The sequence below is a fragment of the Chryseobacterium sp. genome, assembly GCF_022869225.1.
Classification (GTDB): domain Bacteria; phylum Bacteroidota; class Bacteroidia; order Flavobacteriales; family Weeksellaceae; genus Chryseobacterium.
Genome location: NZ_JALIHL010000001.1, coordinates 3,899,622 through 3,914,317, shown reverse-complemented (window position 1 = coordinate 3,914,317; position 14,696 = coordinate 3,899,622). Strand labels below are relative to the sequence as shown.

Below are 14,696 nucleotides of genomic sequence, written 5' to 3'. Positions count from 1 at the left end.
AACTATTCCCTGCTTCCTGACATCTGCCCTTCTCTGTTTCTGAATTAATTTGCACCTTTGCAATTCAATTTAACCCCTATCTTACCTATCAATATGATGAAGATTGCATTTTTGGGCCCTCATGCCAGCTTTACTCAGCTTGCGGCGGCACAGCTTTTTCCGGAAGACCAACTTTTACCGCAGGCCAGTATTTTAGACTGTTTCAGTGCTGTGGAAAGCGGAGAAGTGGCACAAGCGGTCGTTCCTTTGGAAAACTCCATAGAAGGGACCGTTTCGATGACACTGGACTATTTATATAAGACCCCTTCTATCAAAATAGAAGCGGAAGCCGTAATGCCCATTGCGCATCACCTGATGATCCATCCCGAAAACAGGATTGAAGATATAGAAAAAATATACTCACATCCGCAAGCTTTAGCCCAGAGCTTTCACTTCTTGGATAACCATTATAAAGGAATCGCCAAACAGGACTTTTCCTCTACCGCCGCCGCTGCAAAATACGTTTCTGAAAATCAGGAACTTACCATTGCAGCCGTTGCCAACCAGTATGCCGCTAATTTATATGGTTTAAAAATCATCAGCCGTAACATCCAGGATTTTGAACAAAACCATACCCGGTTTATCATTATTTCCAAACAACAGAACCAATACCACAATGACCGCCTTGAGACTTTGGGTGAAAAATCAGGGATGCTGATCACACTTCCCGAAGATCATCCTGGGGGACTTCATCAAGTTTTGTCCGTTTTTGCATGGAGAAAGATGAATCTCAGCAAAATTGAATCCAGGACGTTAAAAACGGGATTGGGCAATTACTTTTTCTTTATCAACGTTGTAGGTGCATGGGAAGAGATCCTGCATGGAAATGCACTTAAAGAACTTGAATCTATTCACGCAGAAGTCGATTTTCTGGGCAATTATAAAGAATTTCTCCTGGAAAGCTAGAATTTTACAATATAAAGCTCCCTAATTTATTTACACTGTCATTACGGCAGTGTTTTTTTTTTAATTTAAATAACAATAACAGCCTATTTATCAATATTATAGCTATTTCATAATCCCAATTAATGATTTAAGTTAAAAAAATACAATTCAAAACAACGAGACATAATATATTTTTACTAAATTTGATTCATTGAAAATTAAAGAATAACAAACCGTAACCAAATTATGAAATGTATTAAAATGAAATATAAACATATGTTTAATAAATTACAATTTAATTAATATTAAATTTATGTAATTCACAAATCATAGCATATTTTTATTCTTCACGAAAATCCAGAAACTAATTAAAAAAATTCGATCATGAAAACTAAAATTTACAGCTTACTCTTAGCTTGTTCCACTTTATCCCTATTTGCCCAAGTTGGCATTAATACTGCTACACCGACTGCAACATTAGACATAAACGGAAACGCAAAGGTTCGTACCACTCCTGCAGCCCCTGCAATAGCAGGATACCAAATACTAGGTATCAATAGCGCAAACTCAGAGGTATCCAGTATTGACCCTCTGTTAATATATGCTGCCGCAAATACCAATTCCACCGTGTATGCTGCTAAAAAGACCACTGGAATCAGCCTTTTAAGCCTTGGGCTTTTCCCTTCAGGGTTTAGAGCTGTTAACTTCCTGGCCGCTGAAAGAACCATCGGATCTGCGAGTTTGTTCAGCGATACAGACAACACCTATACAATTCCGTCTGCGGGGGTCTATGCTGTAAGCTTTACTTTCCGTTACGGAACAGGATTACAGGCTTCCATATTAGCAAACAACCCGGGAGTTGGAATTGTGAGAACCAGAGCAGGGGTAGCAACTACTATTGACAACCGTCCGTTCAGTGGAGCCAACCTTATCTTATTAAGCTTAACCATCTCTGAAACAACAGTTAATTCATTATACTCATTCCAGGCTGGAGATAAAATTTCATTCGGACTTACAGGGTCAACAGCATTGGACGCAGGTCTGTTAGGAGCCAGTGTTGCTACATTCTATATCTACAAAATATCCAATTAGTAAAAACATATTGTTAGTTATTTATACAGTTGATCCATCACATGATTTGTGGTGGATTAATTTTTTAATATGTTTTCAAACATTTGTCTATATTTGATATAAAACTATGAAATGAATGAATATCTCATCATTGTATTAATCATTATTGTTGTTCTCATATTTAATAACCTGAGTACCAAAATCAGAAAACTGGAGAAAAAGGTTTCGGATCTTACCTCAGCAATTCATGAGACCTCACAACAATCAGGAGTAGCACAAGAAGAAGTTTCTGTTGAAAAAACGATTCCACAGACTCCTCCAGATGAGATCCTCTCTACAAAAAAAGCAGCTTATACCCTTCCCGAAGATATTCCCTTTCAAACACAAAAAGACTGGCTGGGCCCTGTTTTCGATTTTTTAAAACAGAATGCACTCACTATTATTGGTATTTTCACCCTTGTTCTCGGCATAGGATATTTTGTAAAGTATGCTATTGATAAAAACTGGATCGGTGAAACAGCCCGAACAGCCATCGGACTCTGCACAGGACTCGGAATCATTCTCACAGGACATTTTCTAAGAAAAAACTATGCAACATTTGCTTCAATCATTACCGGTGGAGGAATTGCCGTTTTATATTTTACCGCAACCATCGCCTTTAGAGAATACCATCTTTTCACACAGAATACGGCATTCCTCATTACAACACTCATTACCGCAGTGTCTATTGCTCTTTCTTACTACTATAAAAGTGAAGTATTGATTATTTTCTCATTATTAGGAGGCTTTTCAGCTCCTTTAATGATCAGTACCGGACAAAGCAATTATCTTTTCCTCTTTATTTACATCAGCCTTTTAAATATAGGAATGCTTGCCACCGCCTTCCTTCAACATTGGAGAAGTGTAGGATGGACAGCCTTTATTTTCACCAGCCTCTACCTATTCTCCTGGACTACAGAGAAACCGGAACTTCTGTGCATTGTATTTTATATGATCAGTTATATCATCTTTTATATTTTTGCACTGCAGGACTATTTCAAAAAGAATACATTACAGATTTCCGGCATTTTAATGCTCGCCTTAATCAACTTTTCCAGCATTACCGGGCTTGTTTATATTTTCAATGAACTGAAATATGAACCGGTCATTGTTTTCCCGGCCACTTTTGCCCTGATAAATGCCTTGTTTTTTTTCAGGGAATACGGAAAGAAAAATTTTGGAACTGCTTATTCTGTTTTTGCCGGGATAACGGTAAGCCTGATTACCATAGCAATAGCGCTTCAGTTTAAAGCACATCTCATGACCAGTGTATGGGCTGTAGAAGCGACTTTACTTCTTTTTATCTGGAAAAAAACCGGTCATACAATTTTTAAAAACTGTTTCTATGTTCTTTTTCCGTTGGTCATTATTGCCCAAATCATTACATGGACTGAATATATGAATGCCCAAAATCTGAGCATCATTTTTAATCCGGTATTTTTAACAAGCCTCGTCACTATTATTTCAATGGTTATCAATCTGTTCTTACTAAAAGGTACTCAGAATCACCAAAAACAAAGCAGCAGTTTACCTGAAGAACTCATTACCGTTACCAGCTACGGAATGATTTACATTGCTTTAGTCTCTGAAATGATCTATCATCTTTCGAGAATGCCTTGGGAAGCCGTTGTCAATGCCGGATTATTATTCAGTATTTATTATATTTTTATAGTATTGCTTTTCAGAAAAAAACTGGATATCAGCCCTACTCTTCAGACCGGACTTATTTATCTTTTTCTTCTTCTTCTGATCGTTAATTCATCCATCTCCACCTTATCAGTGGTCATGATTATTCTATCAAAGAAGCTTCAGGCTGGTTTTTATCTGCTTCATTTCCTTCAGTGGATTCCTTTTATTTATATCTATGTCAATGTGATTCTTTCTTCAGATTTTCATAAAACAAAGATTTCTTACTGGATCTTTGCCCTTACTCTGATCATTGCAGTCAGCTGTGGGCTTCATCATTCTTACGTACTGGTCGCTGCCCGTGATGTTCCTCATTCATATCCGATAAGAGAACATTTCAATATTCTTTATTTACCTATTATCTGGACTCTTTTAGCCAGCATTTTCATGTATGTGGGATTAAAAAAAGATATTCAGGAGTATAATAAAATTGGATTTGTCCTTATCGGGATCATGGTTCTCAAACTTTATGCTCATGACGTCTGGCAGATGGATAACATTTCTAGGGTGATTGCATTTATTCTGCTGGGAGTTATTTTATTAGTAAGCTCATTCACCTTCCAGCGTCTTAAAAATATCATTAGAAATATGGTAGACAAAAAAGATCCCCATAAGGAAGAGACAGATCTATCTTCCGACTAAACCCTTTATTTCTAAATAAAATGTAAAACATTCTGAAATTTCATTCACATTTTATAAAAAATAACTATATTTATCACGTTTTTAACAGTTATATATTCTGATTATGAAAAAAATACTCTACTCTTTTTTACTCCTGTCATCTGCAACTTTATTTGCACAAAAAAACACCGCAATAAAATTTGCTGTTGCTAATGATGTTATCGGGACAGTAGATATGTTTAATGCAAGAAAAAGCATTGTACAAAGCTCAAAAACATACCCCAGTTCAGCGAGTCTTCCCCAGAACCTGAAAAAATACAGCTCTATATTCTCAAACGGGATCACTGAATATAAGATCAAAAACGGTTATGGAGGATTAGACAGAATATCATTGGCCTCCCTGAATGAGCAACATGGTATCCCAAAAGATACTCCTGCATTCATCGAAGGATATGAATTCACAGATACCAATACCGTTATATACGGAGATATTCTGACAAGATCAGAAGTAAAAGATTATAACGGCAAGAAAAGTTTATTTATTTATACCACGAGGTAACTTGCCCGTAACATATTATAAAAGGATACCATGAGTATCCTTTTTTTATTTTAATATTTATTGTTCCATTTTTTCTTCAGTTCTTCATAAATTTTCTTTTCTGTGGAATTATTTCCGGGCTCATAAAGCTTTACATTTTTTATTTCCTCAGGAAGAAAATCCTGATCTATAAAGTTGCCTTCATAGGAATGGGCATATTTATATTCTTTACCGTAATCCAGATCCTTCATCAATTTGGTAGGAGCATTTCTCAAATGAAGAGGCACCGGTAAATTTCCGGTCCGTTTTACCAATGCCAGTGCTTCATTAATAGCCATGTATGCAGAATTGCTCTTAGGAGAGACGGCAAGATAAACAGCTGTTTCACTTAAGATGATCCTTGCCTCCGGATTTCCGATCACGTTGACCGCCTGGAAACAATTATTGGCGATTACCAAAGCATTAGGATTGGCCAATCCGATATCTTCCGCTGCCAGAATAAGCATCCTTCTGGCAATAAATTTGATGTCTTCACCTCCGGCAATCATTCTGGCAAGCCAATAAACGGCACCGTTAGGATCACTCCCGCGCATTGATTTGATAAAGGCCGAAATAATATCGTAATGCTGTTCTCCATTCTTATCGTAGAGCGCCATGGTCTCCTGAAGGACCTCAAGAACATCAGCATTTATGATTTCTTTGACTTTTGAATTCTTATATTGATTTAAAACCAATTCTACGGAATTGATCAGCTTCCTGGCATCTCCTCCTGAATACTGGATCAAAGCCTCTTTTTCAAGAATTTTAAAATCGGTTCCTTCATCTTTATTGTATCTTTCAGAAGCGGTATCAATCAGCTCTTCCAGCTTTTCATAGCTCAACGCCTTCAAAACATACACCTGGCTTCTTGAAAGCAAAGCAGAGACAACTTCAAAACTTGGGTTTTCCGTAGTCGCGCCTATCAATACAATCCATCCTTTTTCCACCGCATGCAGCAATGAATCCTGTTGGGACTTATTGAAACGGTGGATCTCATCTATAAATAAAATGGGAGATTTTCCTGAGAACAGATTCGCTTTTTTGGCATCATCAATCACATCCCTTACATCTTTTACCCCCGAAGAAACAGCTGACAGCTTATAAAACTTTCTCCCTGACTTTTCGGATATAATTTCCGCCAGGGTCGTCTTTCCTGTTCCCGGAGGTCCCCAAAAAATCAGAGAATTCAGGGTATTATTTTCAAGCATTTTCCGGATGGTCCCTTTTTCGCCGGTAAGATGTTCCTGCCCCAGCACCTCGTCCAGGGTTTTAGGTCTTAATTTTTCAGCTAATGGAATATTTTGATTCAAGGTAATTTTATTTTTTTTAAGATCAATACTTCAGGTTTCAGATCTCTGAAACTTCTAACAAAATTAAACTAATTTTAATTTTTTTAGCCTATTTTTGCATTGTTTTGAAACTTACATTCCATAAAATCATTACATTTCCTTTGGTAATTTTGATAAAATTTTACCAATGGTTCATCTCGCCCTTACTCCCTAAAAACTGCCGTTACGAACCTACTTGCTCCAATTATATGCTGGAAGCTCTGAAGGTTCATGGTATTTTTAAAGGATTCTGGCTGGGATTCAAAAGAATTTTAAGATGCCACCCCTGGGGAGGATGCGGATATGATCCCGTTCCACCCAAGTATAACAATCAATAAACAAACTATTAAACCAATAGAAATGAGTAATATCTTTTTCAGAATTTACCTTGTCATGTTTGCCTTCGTTGCACAATGTGTTTTTGCACAGGAATATCCCGGAGGTTTATCTGACGGTACATTAGAAGTAAACGGAAACAATGTTCCTGTAAAAATCTATTCCACAACAGAAGTTAGTGACCTCGGCGCTTTTCCGGACAGAGCGATCAACAACAATGTTTTGGTCATCTTTAATGAATCGAACTTTGAGCCGGCTTATTATAATTTCAGTGCGGCAACTTTGGCAAAATTTAAAAATTCAAAGTATCAGCTTTTTGATAAAGACTTTAAACTGATTGATACTCCTGTTACCCAGGATAATATTACTCATTTCAAATATGCTGTAAAATCGGCTAAGCCCATTAGTGCTTCTGATACCGTAGAACTTGAAACGCCATTTAAGATTTGGGATCCTTCCAAAGGAATTAAATTAGGTCCCGTTACCCTGCACTTTTACAGCCTGATGTTTGTATTTGCATTTGGGTTCGGATATATTTTAATGACCAGAATCTTTAAAATCGACAATGTTAATCAGAAATATCTGGAACCCCTTTTCACATGGACGTTGATTGGAACTATCCTTGGAGCAAGATTAGGGCATGTTATTTTTTATCAGCCTGAGCTTTTTAAAGAGGATTTCTGGAGTGTATTTTTACCTATCAGCACGAAAAACGGTTTTAAATTCACCGGCTTTTCAGGACTTGCCAGTCATGGAGCTACCATTGCTTTAATATTAACCACTCTGTACTATTCATTTAAAATCATTAAGAAAAATCCTTTTTGGGTATATGACCGGTTGGGTATTGTAGTCGCATTGGGAGGTGCATTTGTAAGAATGGGAAATTTCTTCAATTCTGAAATCGTAGGGAAACCTGCTGATCCAAACTCTCCGTTTGCCCTTCTTTTCCCTCAGCAAAGCAGCGAATACGGACTTACCGTTCCCCGTTTTCCAAGCCAGTTGTTTGAAGCGGCAGGCTATGTAGCCTTATTCGTTTTGTTATGGGTTTTATACAGAAAAACAGATAAAAAATACCAGCAGGGATGGTTATTCGGACTATTCTTTATCATCCTTTGGGCGATCAGATTCTTTGTTGAGTTCCTGAAAGAACCTCAGGGGGATGAGTTCATCCAAATCGGAGGACTGAATACCGGACAGGTACTTTCCATTCCGTTTATGATCGCAGGAGTTATTATTATGATTGTTTCCAAGAAATTTAAGATCACTCCCGAAGAGAACGGAAAACCTGAATAGATCCTAATAGCGAAAGCTTACAAAGGTAAAGACTGCAAAGCCAAACGCTTAGAAGTCCTTGCTTTTACAATATAAAAAGGCAAATAGGTAATGATCCCTATTTGCCTTTTTCACTTTCTGAATATATTGAGCCTCCTCACAGACTTTTAAAAGTCCTCCTGTTCAGCTCATTAAAAACACTTCCAAACGCATCAATGACGTCCGTAGGAAGCACGGATTCTCTGGAATGCTTTTCCGAAGCGTATTCTGCCGCTTTTCCGTGCAGCCAAACGCCTAAAATACACGCTTCTTCTTGTGAATATCCCTGTGCTAAAAGTGAAGTTACCGCTCCTGTAAGGATATCGCCGCTTCCTCCTTTTGCAAGACCTGAATTGCCTGTAATATTATAATATACTTTTCCTTCAGGAGTAATAACCTGGGTATGGTGATCTTTTAAGACAATATAAATGTGAAGTTCCGCTGCTTTTTTACAAGCAAGATCCAGTCTTTGGTAGGAGTTTTCGGTACTTCCGAAGAGCCTTTCAAATTCTTTAGGATGCGGCGTGATAATTGATTGCTGAGGAACGGATCTAATGTTTTTCTGATGCTTTGAAACGATGTTTAAAGCATCTGCATCCAAAACCAATGGATGAGAATGGTTTTTCAGAAATTGTAAAAATTTTCTTCAGTATCCGGATGAGTACCTAATCCGGGGCCTATCCCACAGGTCATATCCTGATCTATTTCAAAGTTTTCTACAAACGCATCACCTCCTTTTATAAACATAGCTTCCGGACATGAAGCCTGCAGCACCTCATAACCACATTCAGGAGCCAGGATAAAAGTTAATCCGACTCCGGTCTTTAACGCTGACTTTGCAGAAAGCACTGCAGCTCCTATTTTCCCATAGCTTCCGCCTATAATAACTGCTTTCCCGTAATTTCCTTTATGGGAAAATTCTTTTCTTGGTTTATAAACGGCATTGATCAACAGGTCATCAATAACGAAATACCCAGTTTCTGCCGTTTCATAATACTGTTTATCCAGATTGATATCCAGAATAATCACTTTACCGGTATACTGGCCGGATTCAGGATGCAGGAAGCTTCTTTTCCAGCCTTGAAGGCTAAGGGTGTAATCAGCCTTCAGAACCACAGCTTCAGGCCCTGCAATATGGTCGGTAAACATTCCTGAAGGAACATCAATCGAAATGATAATATTCTCTTTTATATTGAGCTGATCAATAATGAGTTTGTATTCACCCTCCAAAGACCTCGACAGGCCGGTCCCAAAAAGAGCATCAATGATGATTGTTTTATCATCAAAGTTATACTCATCAGCTTCATTAAATTTCTTTACAGAAATCCCTGAGAAATCCCGAAGTCTTTTAAGATTGACAGCCGCCTCAGTTGAAAATTTCCCTTTCGGATCGCGAACGAATACATCCACATCAAAGCCTTTTAAATAAAGCATTCTGGCAACAACAAATCCATCACCTCCATTATTCCCATGGCCGCAAAATACAGCCAGTTTCTTATGATTCTTACAATTCTCAGCAATCCAGCCTGTCACAGCCATAGCGGCTCTTTCCATTAACTGAACTGAAGAGACAGGCTCATGAGAAATGGTAAACTGATCCCAGTTTCGTATTTGTTCCGCAGTAAAAATCTTCATAAAATGTATTAAACTTTTAAGCAAATTACAAAAGATTTTTCATTACCTCGATATGCCTGATATAAAATTATAAATCGAAAAAAAAGAATAAAAAAAAGTTTTTTTCAAAAAACAAAAAAAAAGCTAAATTTATTAATAATTTCCATTTTTTTGAGATAAAAAGTCTAAAAAGTAGTGTTTTTTACATTTTTAAATTATATTTTTGTGTATATACTTAAAAATATAAATTATGGGATTTGTCAAAGAATTTAAAGCGTTTGCTTTTAAAGGCAACGTACTTGATCTGGCTGTCGGTGTTATCATCGGGGCAGCATTTGGTAAAATTGTTTCCTCTTTGGTTGAAGATGTCATTACCCCGCTCATCTTAAACCCTGCCTTAAAAGCTGCCGGTGCAGAAAACATTGCTAAACTTACCTGGAATGGGGTGGCTTATGGAAATTTTCTTTCAGCAGTGATCAGCTTCCTGTGTATCGCACTGGTTCTTTTCTGGATCATTAAAGGCGCCAACAAAATCAGCAGAAAAGAAGATCCGGCTCCTGCAGGACCTACAGAAGACCAAAAATTATTGGCCGAAATCAGAGATCTATTGAGAAGCAAGAATACTATGTAATCTTCCCCCTCAAGAGTTATACATAAAAAAGCATCTCAGATAGACTGAGATGCTTTTTTATTATTTGATTGTAACTACTAAATCTGTAAAATACTTGAAATCTGCTCTGCCAGGGAAAGTCCTATTCTATCCTGCGCTTCAAGGGTAGAAGCTCCGGTGTGAGGAGTCAGAGAGATCTTGGAATGAGCGAGAACCTCTTTAGAAGGAGTCGGCTCATTAATGAAAACATCAAGTCCTGCAAATCTCACTTTACCGGAATCCAATGCTTCAATCAAAGCAGTCTCATCAATCACTCCCCCTCTGGAACAGTTGACAATGGCAACACTCTCTTTCATGATATCAAACTCATTTTTACCAATCATGTACCCGTCTTTCTGAGCAGGAACGTGTAAAGTAATAAAATCTGAATGTTTTAAAACCTCCTGCAGCGGTTCAGTTTCTATATCCACATTGATAAACTGGTTATTGTAGAATTTCACTTTAATACTGGCTCTTCCTACATTATTATCAGCTGCAACAACTCTCATACCGAGTCCTAAAGCAATTCTTGCAACTTCCTGTCCTATTCTTCCCATCCCCACAATACCGATCGTTTTTCCTCTCAGTTCGATCCCGGCAGCATATGCTTTTTTAAGTCCAGCAAATTCTGTATCTCCCACTAAAGGCATTTTTCTGTTGGAATCCTGAAGAAATCTTGCCCCTGAAAACAAATGGGCAAAAACAAGCTCAGCCACCGATTCTGAGGAAGCTGAAGGAGTATTGATTACATGTATTCCTTTTTCTCTTGCATAATCTACATCGATATTATCCATACCAACACCTCCTCTACCGATAATTTCAATAGACGGGCAGCCATCAATGATATCTTTTCTTACCTGTGTTGCACTTCTCACCAATAAAGTACGGATCTTATGCTCATTAATGTAATCTACTAAAAATTCCTGGGGAACTTTTGTCGTAATGACTTCAAAGCCTTTTTCTGCTAATGCATCAATTCCAGATTGATCAAGGCCGTCGTTTGCTAAAACTTTCATAAATACAACTATATTAAAAAATGAAAGATTTAAAAATTAAAGCGATGAGTTCACATTTAATTTTTAAATCTTTTGGATTATATTTTTATTCTTCGTCTTCTTTGAACACTTCAATAGTCACTTGCTTTTCTACCAAATCTGTAAATCTGCCTTTATATCTAGTTGCTCTTACCAGGTGGTTATCAATCCAGTGATAATTTCCACCTCTTGGTTTTCCGCAGAGTACACTGTGGTATTTAAAACCGTGTTTATCCAGCCAGTCGATTGTGATTTGTTTCAGATTTTCAGTTCTTGAAGTGAAAAAACAGATTTGGTGACCTTCATCATACCATTTATTGATCGTTTCCAATGCATCAGGATATGGCTCACAGGTAACCATTCTTTCCGGTTCTTCATTAGGAACGTCATCGGTAATGGTTCCATCTATGTCTATTAAGTAATTTTTTATTCCGTCCTTAAGAATTGGACTCAAATGCTCTATGTATTCTAATTCCATCATTAAACATTAAGTAGCAAAGTTAGCGTTTTTACATCTATCAGACCCATTAATCTTAGTTTAAGTTAAAATTTTACTACAAAAAAATGTATTCAATAAATAATTTAAACATTTTATACATCAATTCACTGTTTTTAGTTAAAATTTTTCATTTCAAAATCTTGTTCTATTAAAATAAAATTAGTTTACTATCTTTATATTCATCGTATGATCCATGTTTATGAAAAGGACCCTATCTCTGCTCTTTTGTCTGGCCGGCTGGTTTGCTCTTATAACACAATATTTTTTAATGCTTGAAACAAGCGGGGTTTCTTTTTGGGAAACAACCATCAGATTCTTTAGTTTTTTCACGATCCTTACCAATTTAATTATTGCTCTATACTTCACCTTCAATATTATAGAAAATAATTCTTCGCAATTCGCCCGCTCAGGAACGTTAACCGCTATTACCGTCTACATTCTTATTGTGGGACTGGTGTACCAGATAGTTCTTCGGCAGACATGGAATCCTGTAGGCCTACAAAAAGTAACGGATGAGCTTCTTCACAGTATTATTCCCCTCTTCGTCATTATTTACTGGTATCTCTATGAAAATAAAAAAGGGCTGCACTATCGGATGATCTTATCATGGGCAGTATATCCGCTTCTGTATTTGATTTACATTTTAATAAGAGGAAGTTTTTCAGGGTTCTATCCCTATCCTTTTATGAATGTAGCAGAATTGGGGTGGGCAAAAGTACTGGCCAACGCTTTCCTTATTTTGATTTTCTTTATTGGATTATCTGCGCTGCTGATCCGTCTCAAAAAAGCTGTCAATAGATAATTGTAGTCTTCGGCAGACTCGTTGTTCATTATTAGACATGATGTTTATCTAAAAATTTCCAAAATACATTTATTACACTTACATTTGTAGAAATGGAAGAATTTGTAGTTTTAGTGAATCCTGAAGATGAAGTTCTGGGTCTGATGGAAAAACAGCAGGCTCACATCAATGGTCTGTTGCACCGTGCTTTTTCGGTATTTCTATTCAACAGTAAAGGAGAAATGCTTCTTCAGAAAAGAGCTTCGGGAAAATATCATTCTCCGAATCAGTGGACCAATGCGGTGTGCTCCCATCCCAGAGAAGGAGAAACTTATCTGAATGGAGCAAAGCGCAGGCTTAAAGAAGAACTTGGAATTGAAGCGGAGCTTTCAGAAAAATTCTATTTTATCTATAAAGCAGATGTTGGCGGAGGTCTTTGGGAACACGAACTGGATCACGTATTCGTAGGACACCATGAATCTGATTTTAACTTAAATAAAGATGAAGTGGAAGAAGTACGATTTATATCTCCGGAAGATCTGGATAAAGAAATTGCCGAAACTCCTGAAAATTTTACAGAATGGTTCAAGATTATTCTTGAAGAATACAAACACCATTTTTAGCTATGAAAAAAATACTGCTTGCTTTTGCTTTTGTTTCAGGGAGTTTATTTTTTGCCCAGAATACAAAAGTTTACGACAACCCCAATTATTCAATCAATATTCCGGAAGGCTGGAAATCTACTAATGATAATGAAATTGTCAATATTTTTCCTGCCAGCGAAATCGGCGCCATTACTATTTCAGAATACCATGATCTGGACCTTCCGAAAAAAGAGATGAAAAAATTCATCCTGGCCCTGTACAAATCAGAAGATCCGGAGAATAAGGTAAAGGACAATAAAAGTAAAAAGGGATATACGGAGTATTTCTACGAATATTTTGATGAAAAAGAAAAGCTTTTTTGGGTTACCAAAGCTTTTCAAAAAGATAAAGTTCTGTATCTGGTCAGCATCAACTGTGGCCAGAAATTCTGGAACGGAAATTATATGACCCTTTTCAATGAGACTTTCAATAGCTTTAAAATAAAGAAATAAATTAAATATGAAGAAAACAGCCTTGTACGACAAACATGTTTCCTTAGGAGCTAAAATCGTACCTTTTGCAGGTTTTGAAATGCCTGTACAATATTCAGGAGTAACTGAAGAGCATTTTGCAGTAAGAGAAAAAGCAGGATTATTTGATGTTTCCCACATGGGGCAATTTTTTGTAGAAGGTCCGGGTTCAAAAGATCTTTTGCAATTGGTAACGACCAACAATGTAGATGCTTTGGAAAACGGAAAAGCCCAGTACTCTTGTCTTCCCAACGAAAACGGCGGAATTGTAGATGACCTTATCGTTTACAAAATGGAAGATGATAAATATTTTGTGGTTGTAAACGCTTCAAACATTGATAAAGACTGGAACCATATTTCCAAATACAACAGCTTCGGAGCGACAATGACCAATGCTTCGGATGATATGTCATTATTGGCTATCCAGGGTCCTGAGGCGACTGAAATTCTTCAAAAGCTTACAGAGGTTAATCTTTCCGAAATCCCTTATTACCACTTTACAGTAGGAAGTGTGGCAGGAGTAAATGATATCATCATTTCCAATACCGGATACACGGGAAGCGGAGGTTTCGAAATCTATTTCAAAAACGAAAATGCGGAACAGCTTTGGGATGAAATCATGAAAGCAGGTGAAGAAGAGGGAATCATCCCTTGCGGATTGGCTTCCAGAGATACTTTAAGACTGGAAAAAGGGTTCTGCCTGTACGGAAATGATATTGATGATACGACTTCTCCAATTGAAGCCGGTTTAGGATGGATCACAAAATTTGATAAAGATTTTGTATCCAAGGACACTTTCGCAAAACAGAAAGAAGAAGGAGTTAGCAGAAAATTAGTAGGTTTCGAGCTTCAGGATAAAGGAGTTCCAAGACACGACTACCCGGTTGTAGATGCAGAAGGTAACGTTATCGGAAAAGTAACTTCCGGAACACAATCTCCAATGAAAAAGATCGGTCTAGGTCTTGCTTATGTAGACAAACCTCATTTCAAACTAGGTTCTGAGATCTTCATTCAGGTAAGAAACAAAAACATTCCTGCAAAAGTGGTAAAAGCTCCTTTTGTATAATTGTTTGTAAAGAAATATACTTAAAACGCAGGCTAGTTTAGCCCGC

16 protein-coding genes are annotated in these 14,696 nt (G+C 37.2%); 11 read left to right on the top strand and 5 right to left on the bottom strand.

The features are described 5' to 3' along the window. Positions 1–96 precede the first annotated feature (96 nt). From pheA to MUW56_RS18310, 4 genes are all read left to right on the top strand, one after another. Positions 97–945 (top strand): prephenate dehydratase, encoded by an 849-nt coding sequence (pheA, locus tag MUW56_RS18325; protein WP_292015441.1) that lies wholly within the window; start codon positions 97–99, stop codon positions 943–945. Between the two features lie 363 nt (positions 946–1,308). Next, positions 1,309–2,016 (top strand): hypothetical protein, encoded by a 708-nt coding sequence (locus MUW56_RS18320; RefSeq protein WP_292014538.1) that lies wholly within the window; start codon positions 1,309–1,311, stop codon positions 2,014–2,016. 111 nt (positions 2,017–2,127) lie between these two features. Then, positions 2,128–4,362, top strand: coding sequence for a DUF2339 domain-containing protein (locus MUW56_RS18315; RefSeq protein ID WP_292014537.1), 2,235 nt, complete (start codon positions 2,128–2,130; stop codon positions 4,360–4,362). Positions 4,363–4,465: 103 nt separating this feature from the next. Further along, positions 4,466–4,900: a hypothetical protein gene (locus MUW56_RS18310; RefSeq protein WP_292014536.1), complete on the top strand. Its 435-nt coding sequence runs from the start codon at positions 4,466–4,468 to the stop codon at positions 4,898–4,900. A gap of 50 nt (positions 4,901–4,950) precedes the next feature. On the opposite strand, the gene MUW56_RS18305 is transcribed toward MUW56_RS18310, so the two are convergent. Beyond that, positions 4,951–6,228: a replication-associated recombination protein A gene (locus MUW56_RS18305; RefSeq protein ID WP_292014535.1), complete on the bottom strand. Its 1,278-nt coding sequence runs from the start codon at positions 6,226–6,228 to the stop codon at positions 4,951–4,953. Between the two features lie 104 nt (positions 6,229–6,332). Between MUW56_RS18305 and yidD the strand changes: the two genes are divergently transcribed. Together yidD and lgt are read left to right on the top strand one after the other, a co-directional pair. After that, positions 6,333–6,584, top strand: a complete 252-nt coding sequence (yidD, locus tag MUW56_RS18300; protein WP_292014534.1) for a membrane protein insertion efficiency factor YidD — start codon at positions 6,333–6,335, stop codon at positions 6,582–6,584. Between the two features lie 442 nt (positions 6,585–7,026). After that, positions 7,027–7,875, top strand: coding sequence for a prolipoprotein diacylglyceryl transferase (gene lgt / locus MUW56_RS18295; protein ID WP_292015440.1), 849 nt, complete (start codon positions 7,027–7,029; stop codon positions 7,873–7,875). Between the two features lie 136 nt (positions 7,876–8,011). On the opposite strand, the gene MUW56_RS18290 is transcribed toward lgt, so the two are convergent. Both MUW56_RS18290 and MUW56_RS18285 read right to left on the bottom strand, forming a co-directional pair. Beyond that, positions 8,012–8,500, bottom strand: coding sequence for an ADP/ATP-dependent (S)-NAD(P)H-hydrate dehydratase (locus MUW56_RS18290; RefSeq protein WP_292014533.1), 489 nt, complete (start codon positions 8,498–8,500; stop codon positions 8,012–8,014). A 17-nt stretch (positions 8,501–8,517) separates the two neighbouring features. Next, positions 8,518–9,528 carry an NAD(P)H-hydrate epimerase gene (locus MUW56_RS18285; protein ID WP_292014532.1) on the bottom strand — a complete coding sequence of 337 codons (1,011 nt, stop codon included), beginning with the start codon at positions 9,526–9,528 and terminating at the stop codon, positions 8,518–8,520. 229 nt (positions 9,529–9,757) lie between these two features. On the opposite strand from MUW56_RS18285, the gene mscL reads away from it, so the two are divergent. Beyond that, a complete protein-coding gene (gene mscL, locus MUW56_RS18280) occupies positions 9,758–10,138 on the top strand; it encodes a large conductance mechanosensitive channel protein MscL (RefSeq protein WP_292014531.1) in 381 nt (126 codons plus the stop codon). A 77-nt stretch (positions 10,139–10,215) separates the two neighbouring features. Here mscL and MUW56_RS18275 read toward each other — a convergent pair whose 3' ends face one another. Together MUW56_RS18275 and MUW56_RS18270 are read right to left on the bottom strand one after the other, a co-directional pair. Then, the gene (locus MUW56_RS18275; protein ID WP_292014530.1) at positions 10,216–11,172 is read right to left on the bottom strand and encodes a D-2-hydroxyacid dehydrogenase; all 957 of its coding nucleotides are present in this window, start codon (positions 11,170–11,172) and stop codon (positions 10,216–10,218) included. 85 nt (positions 11,173–11,257) lie between these two features. Beyond that, positions 11,258–11,668 (bottom strand): phosphoheptose isomerase, encoded by a 411-nt coding sequence (locus MUW56_RS18270; protein WP_292015439.1) that lies wholly within the window; start codon positions 11,666–11,668, stop codon positions 11,258–11,260. Positions 11,669–11,957: 289 nt separating this feature from the next. Between MUW56_RS18270 and MUW56_RS18265 the strand changes: the two genes are divergently transcribed. The 4 genes from MUW56_RS18265 (at position 11,958) to gcvT (ending at position 14,650) form a co-directional block, all read left to right on the top strand. Next, a complete protein-coding gene (locus MUW56_RS18265) occupies positions 11,958–12,491 on the top strand; it encodes a Pr6Pr family membrane protein (RefSeq protein WP_292014529.1) in 534 nt (177 codons plus the stop codon). 92 nt (positions 12,492–12,583) lie between these two features. Next, entirely contained in the window at positions 12,584–13,093 is a 510-nt protein-coding gene (idi, locus tag MUW56_RS18260) for an isopentenyl-diphosphate Delta-isomerase (RefSeq protein WP_292014528.1), read from the top strand. 2 nt (positions 13,094–13,095) lie between these two features. Next, positions 13,096–13,566 (top strand): hypothetical protein, encoded by a 471-nt coding sequence (locus MUW56_RS18255; protein ID WP_292014527.1) that lies wholly within the window; start codon positions 13,096–13,098, stop codon positions 13,564–13,566. 7 nt (positions 13,567–13,573) lie between these two features. Further along, positions 13,574–14,650, top strand: coding sequence for a glycine cleavage system aminomethyltransferase GcvT (gcvT, locus tag MUW56_RS18250; protein ID WP_292014526.1), 1,077 nt, complete (start codon positions 13,574–13,576; stop codon positions 14,648–14,650). The last annotated feature ends 46 nt before the right edge of the window (positions 14,651–14,696 follow it).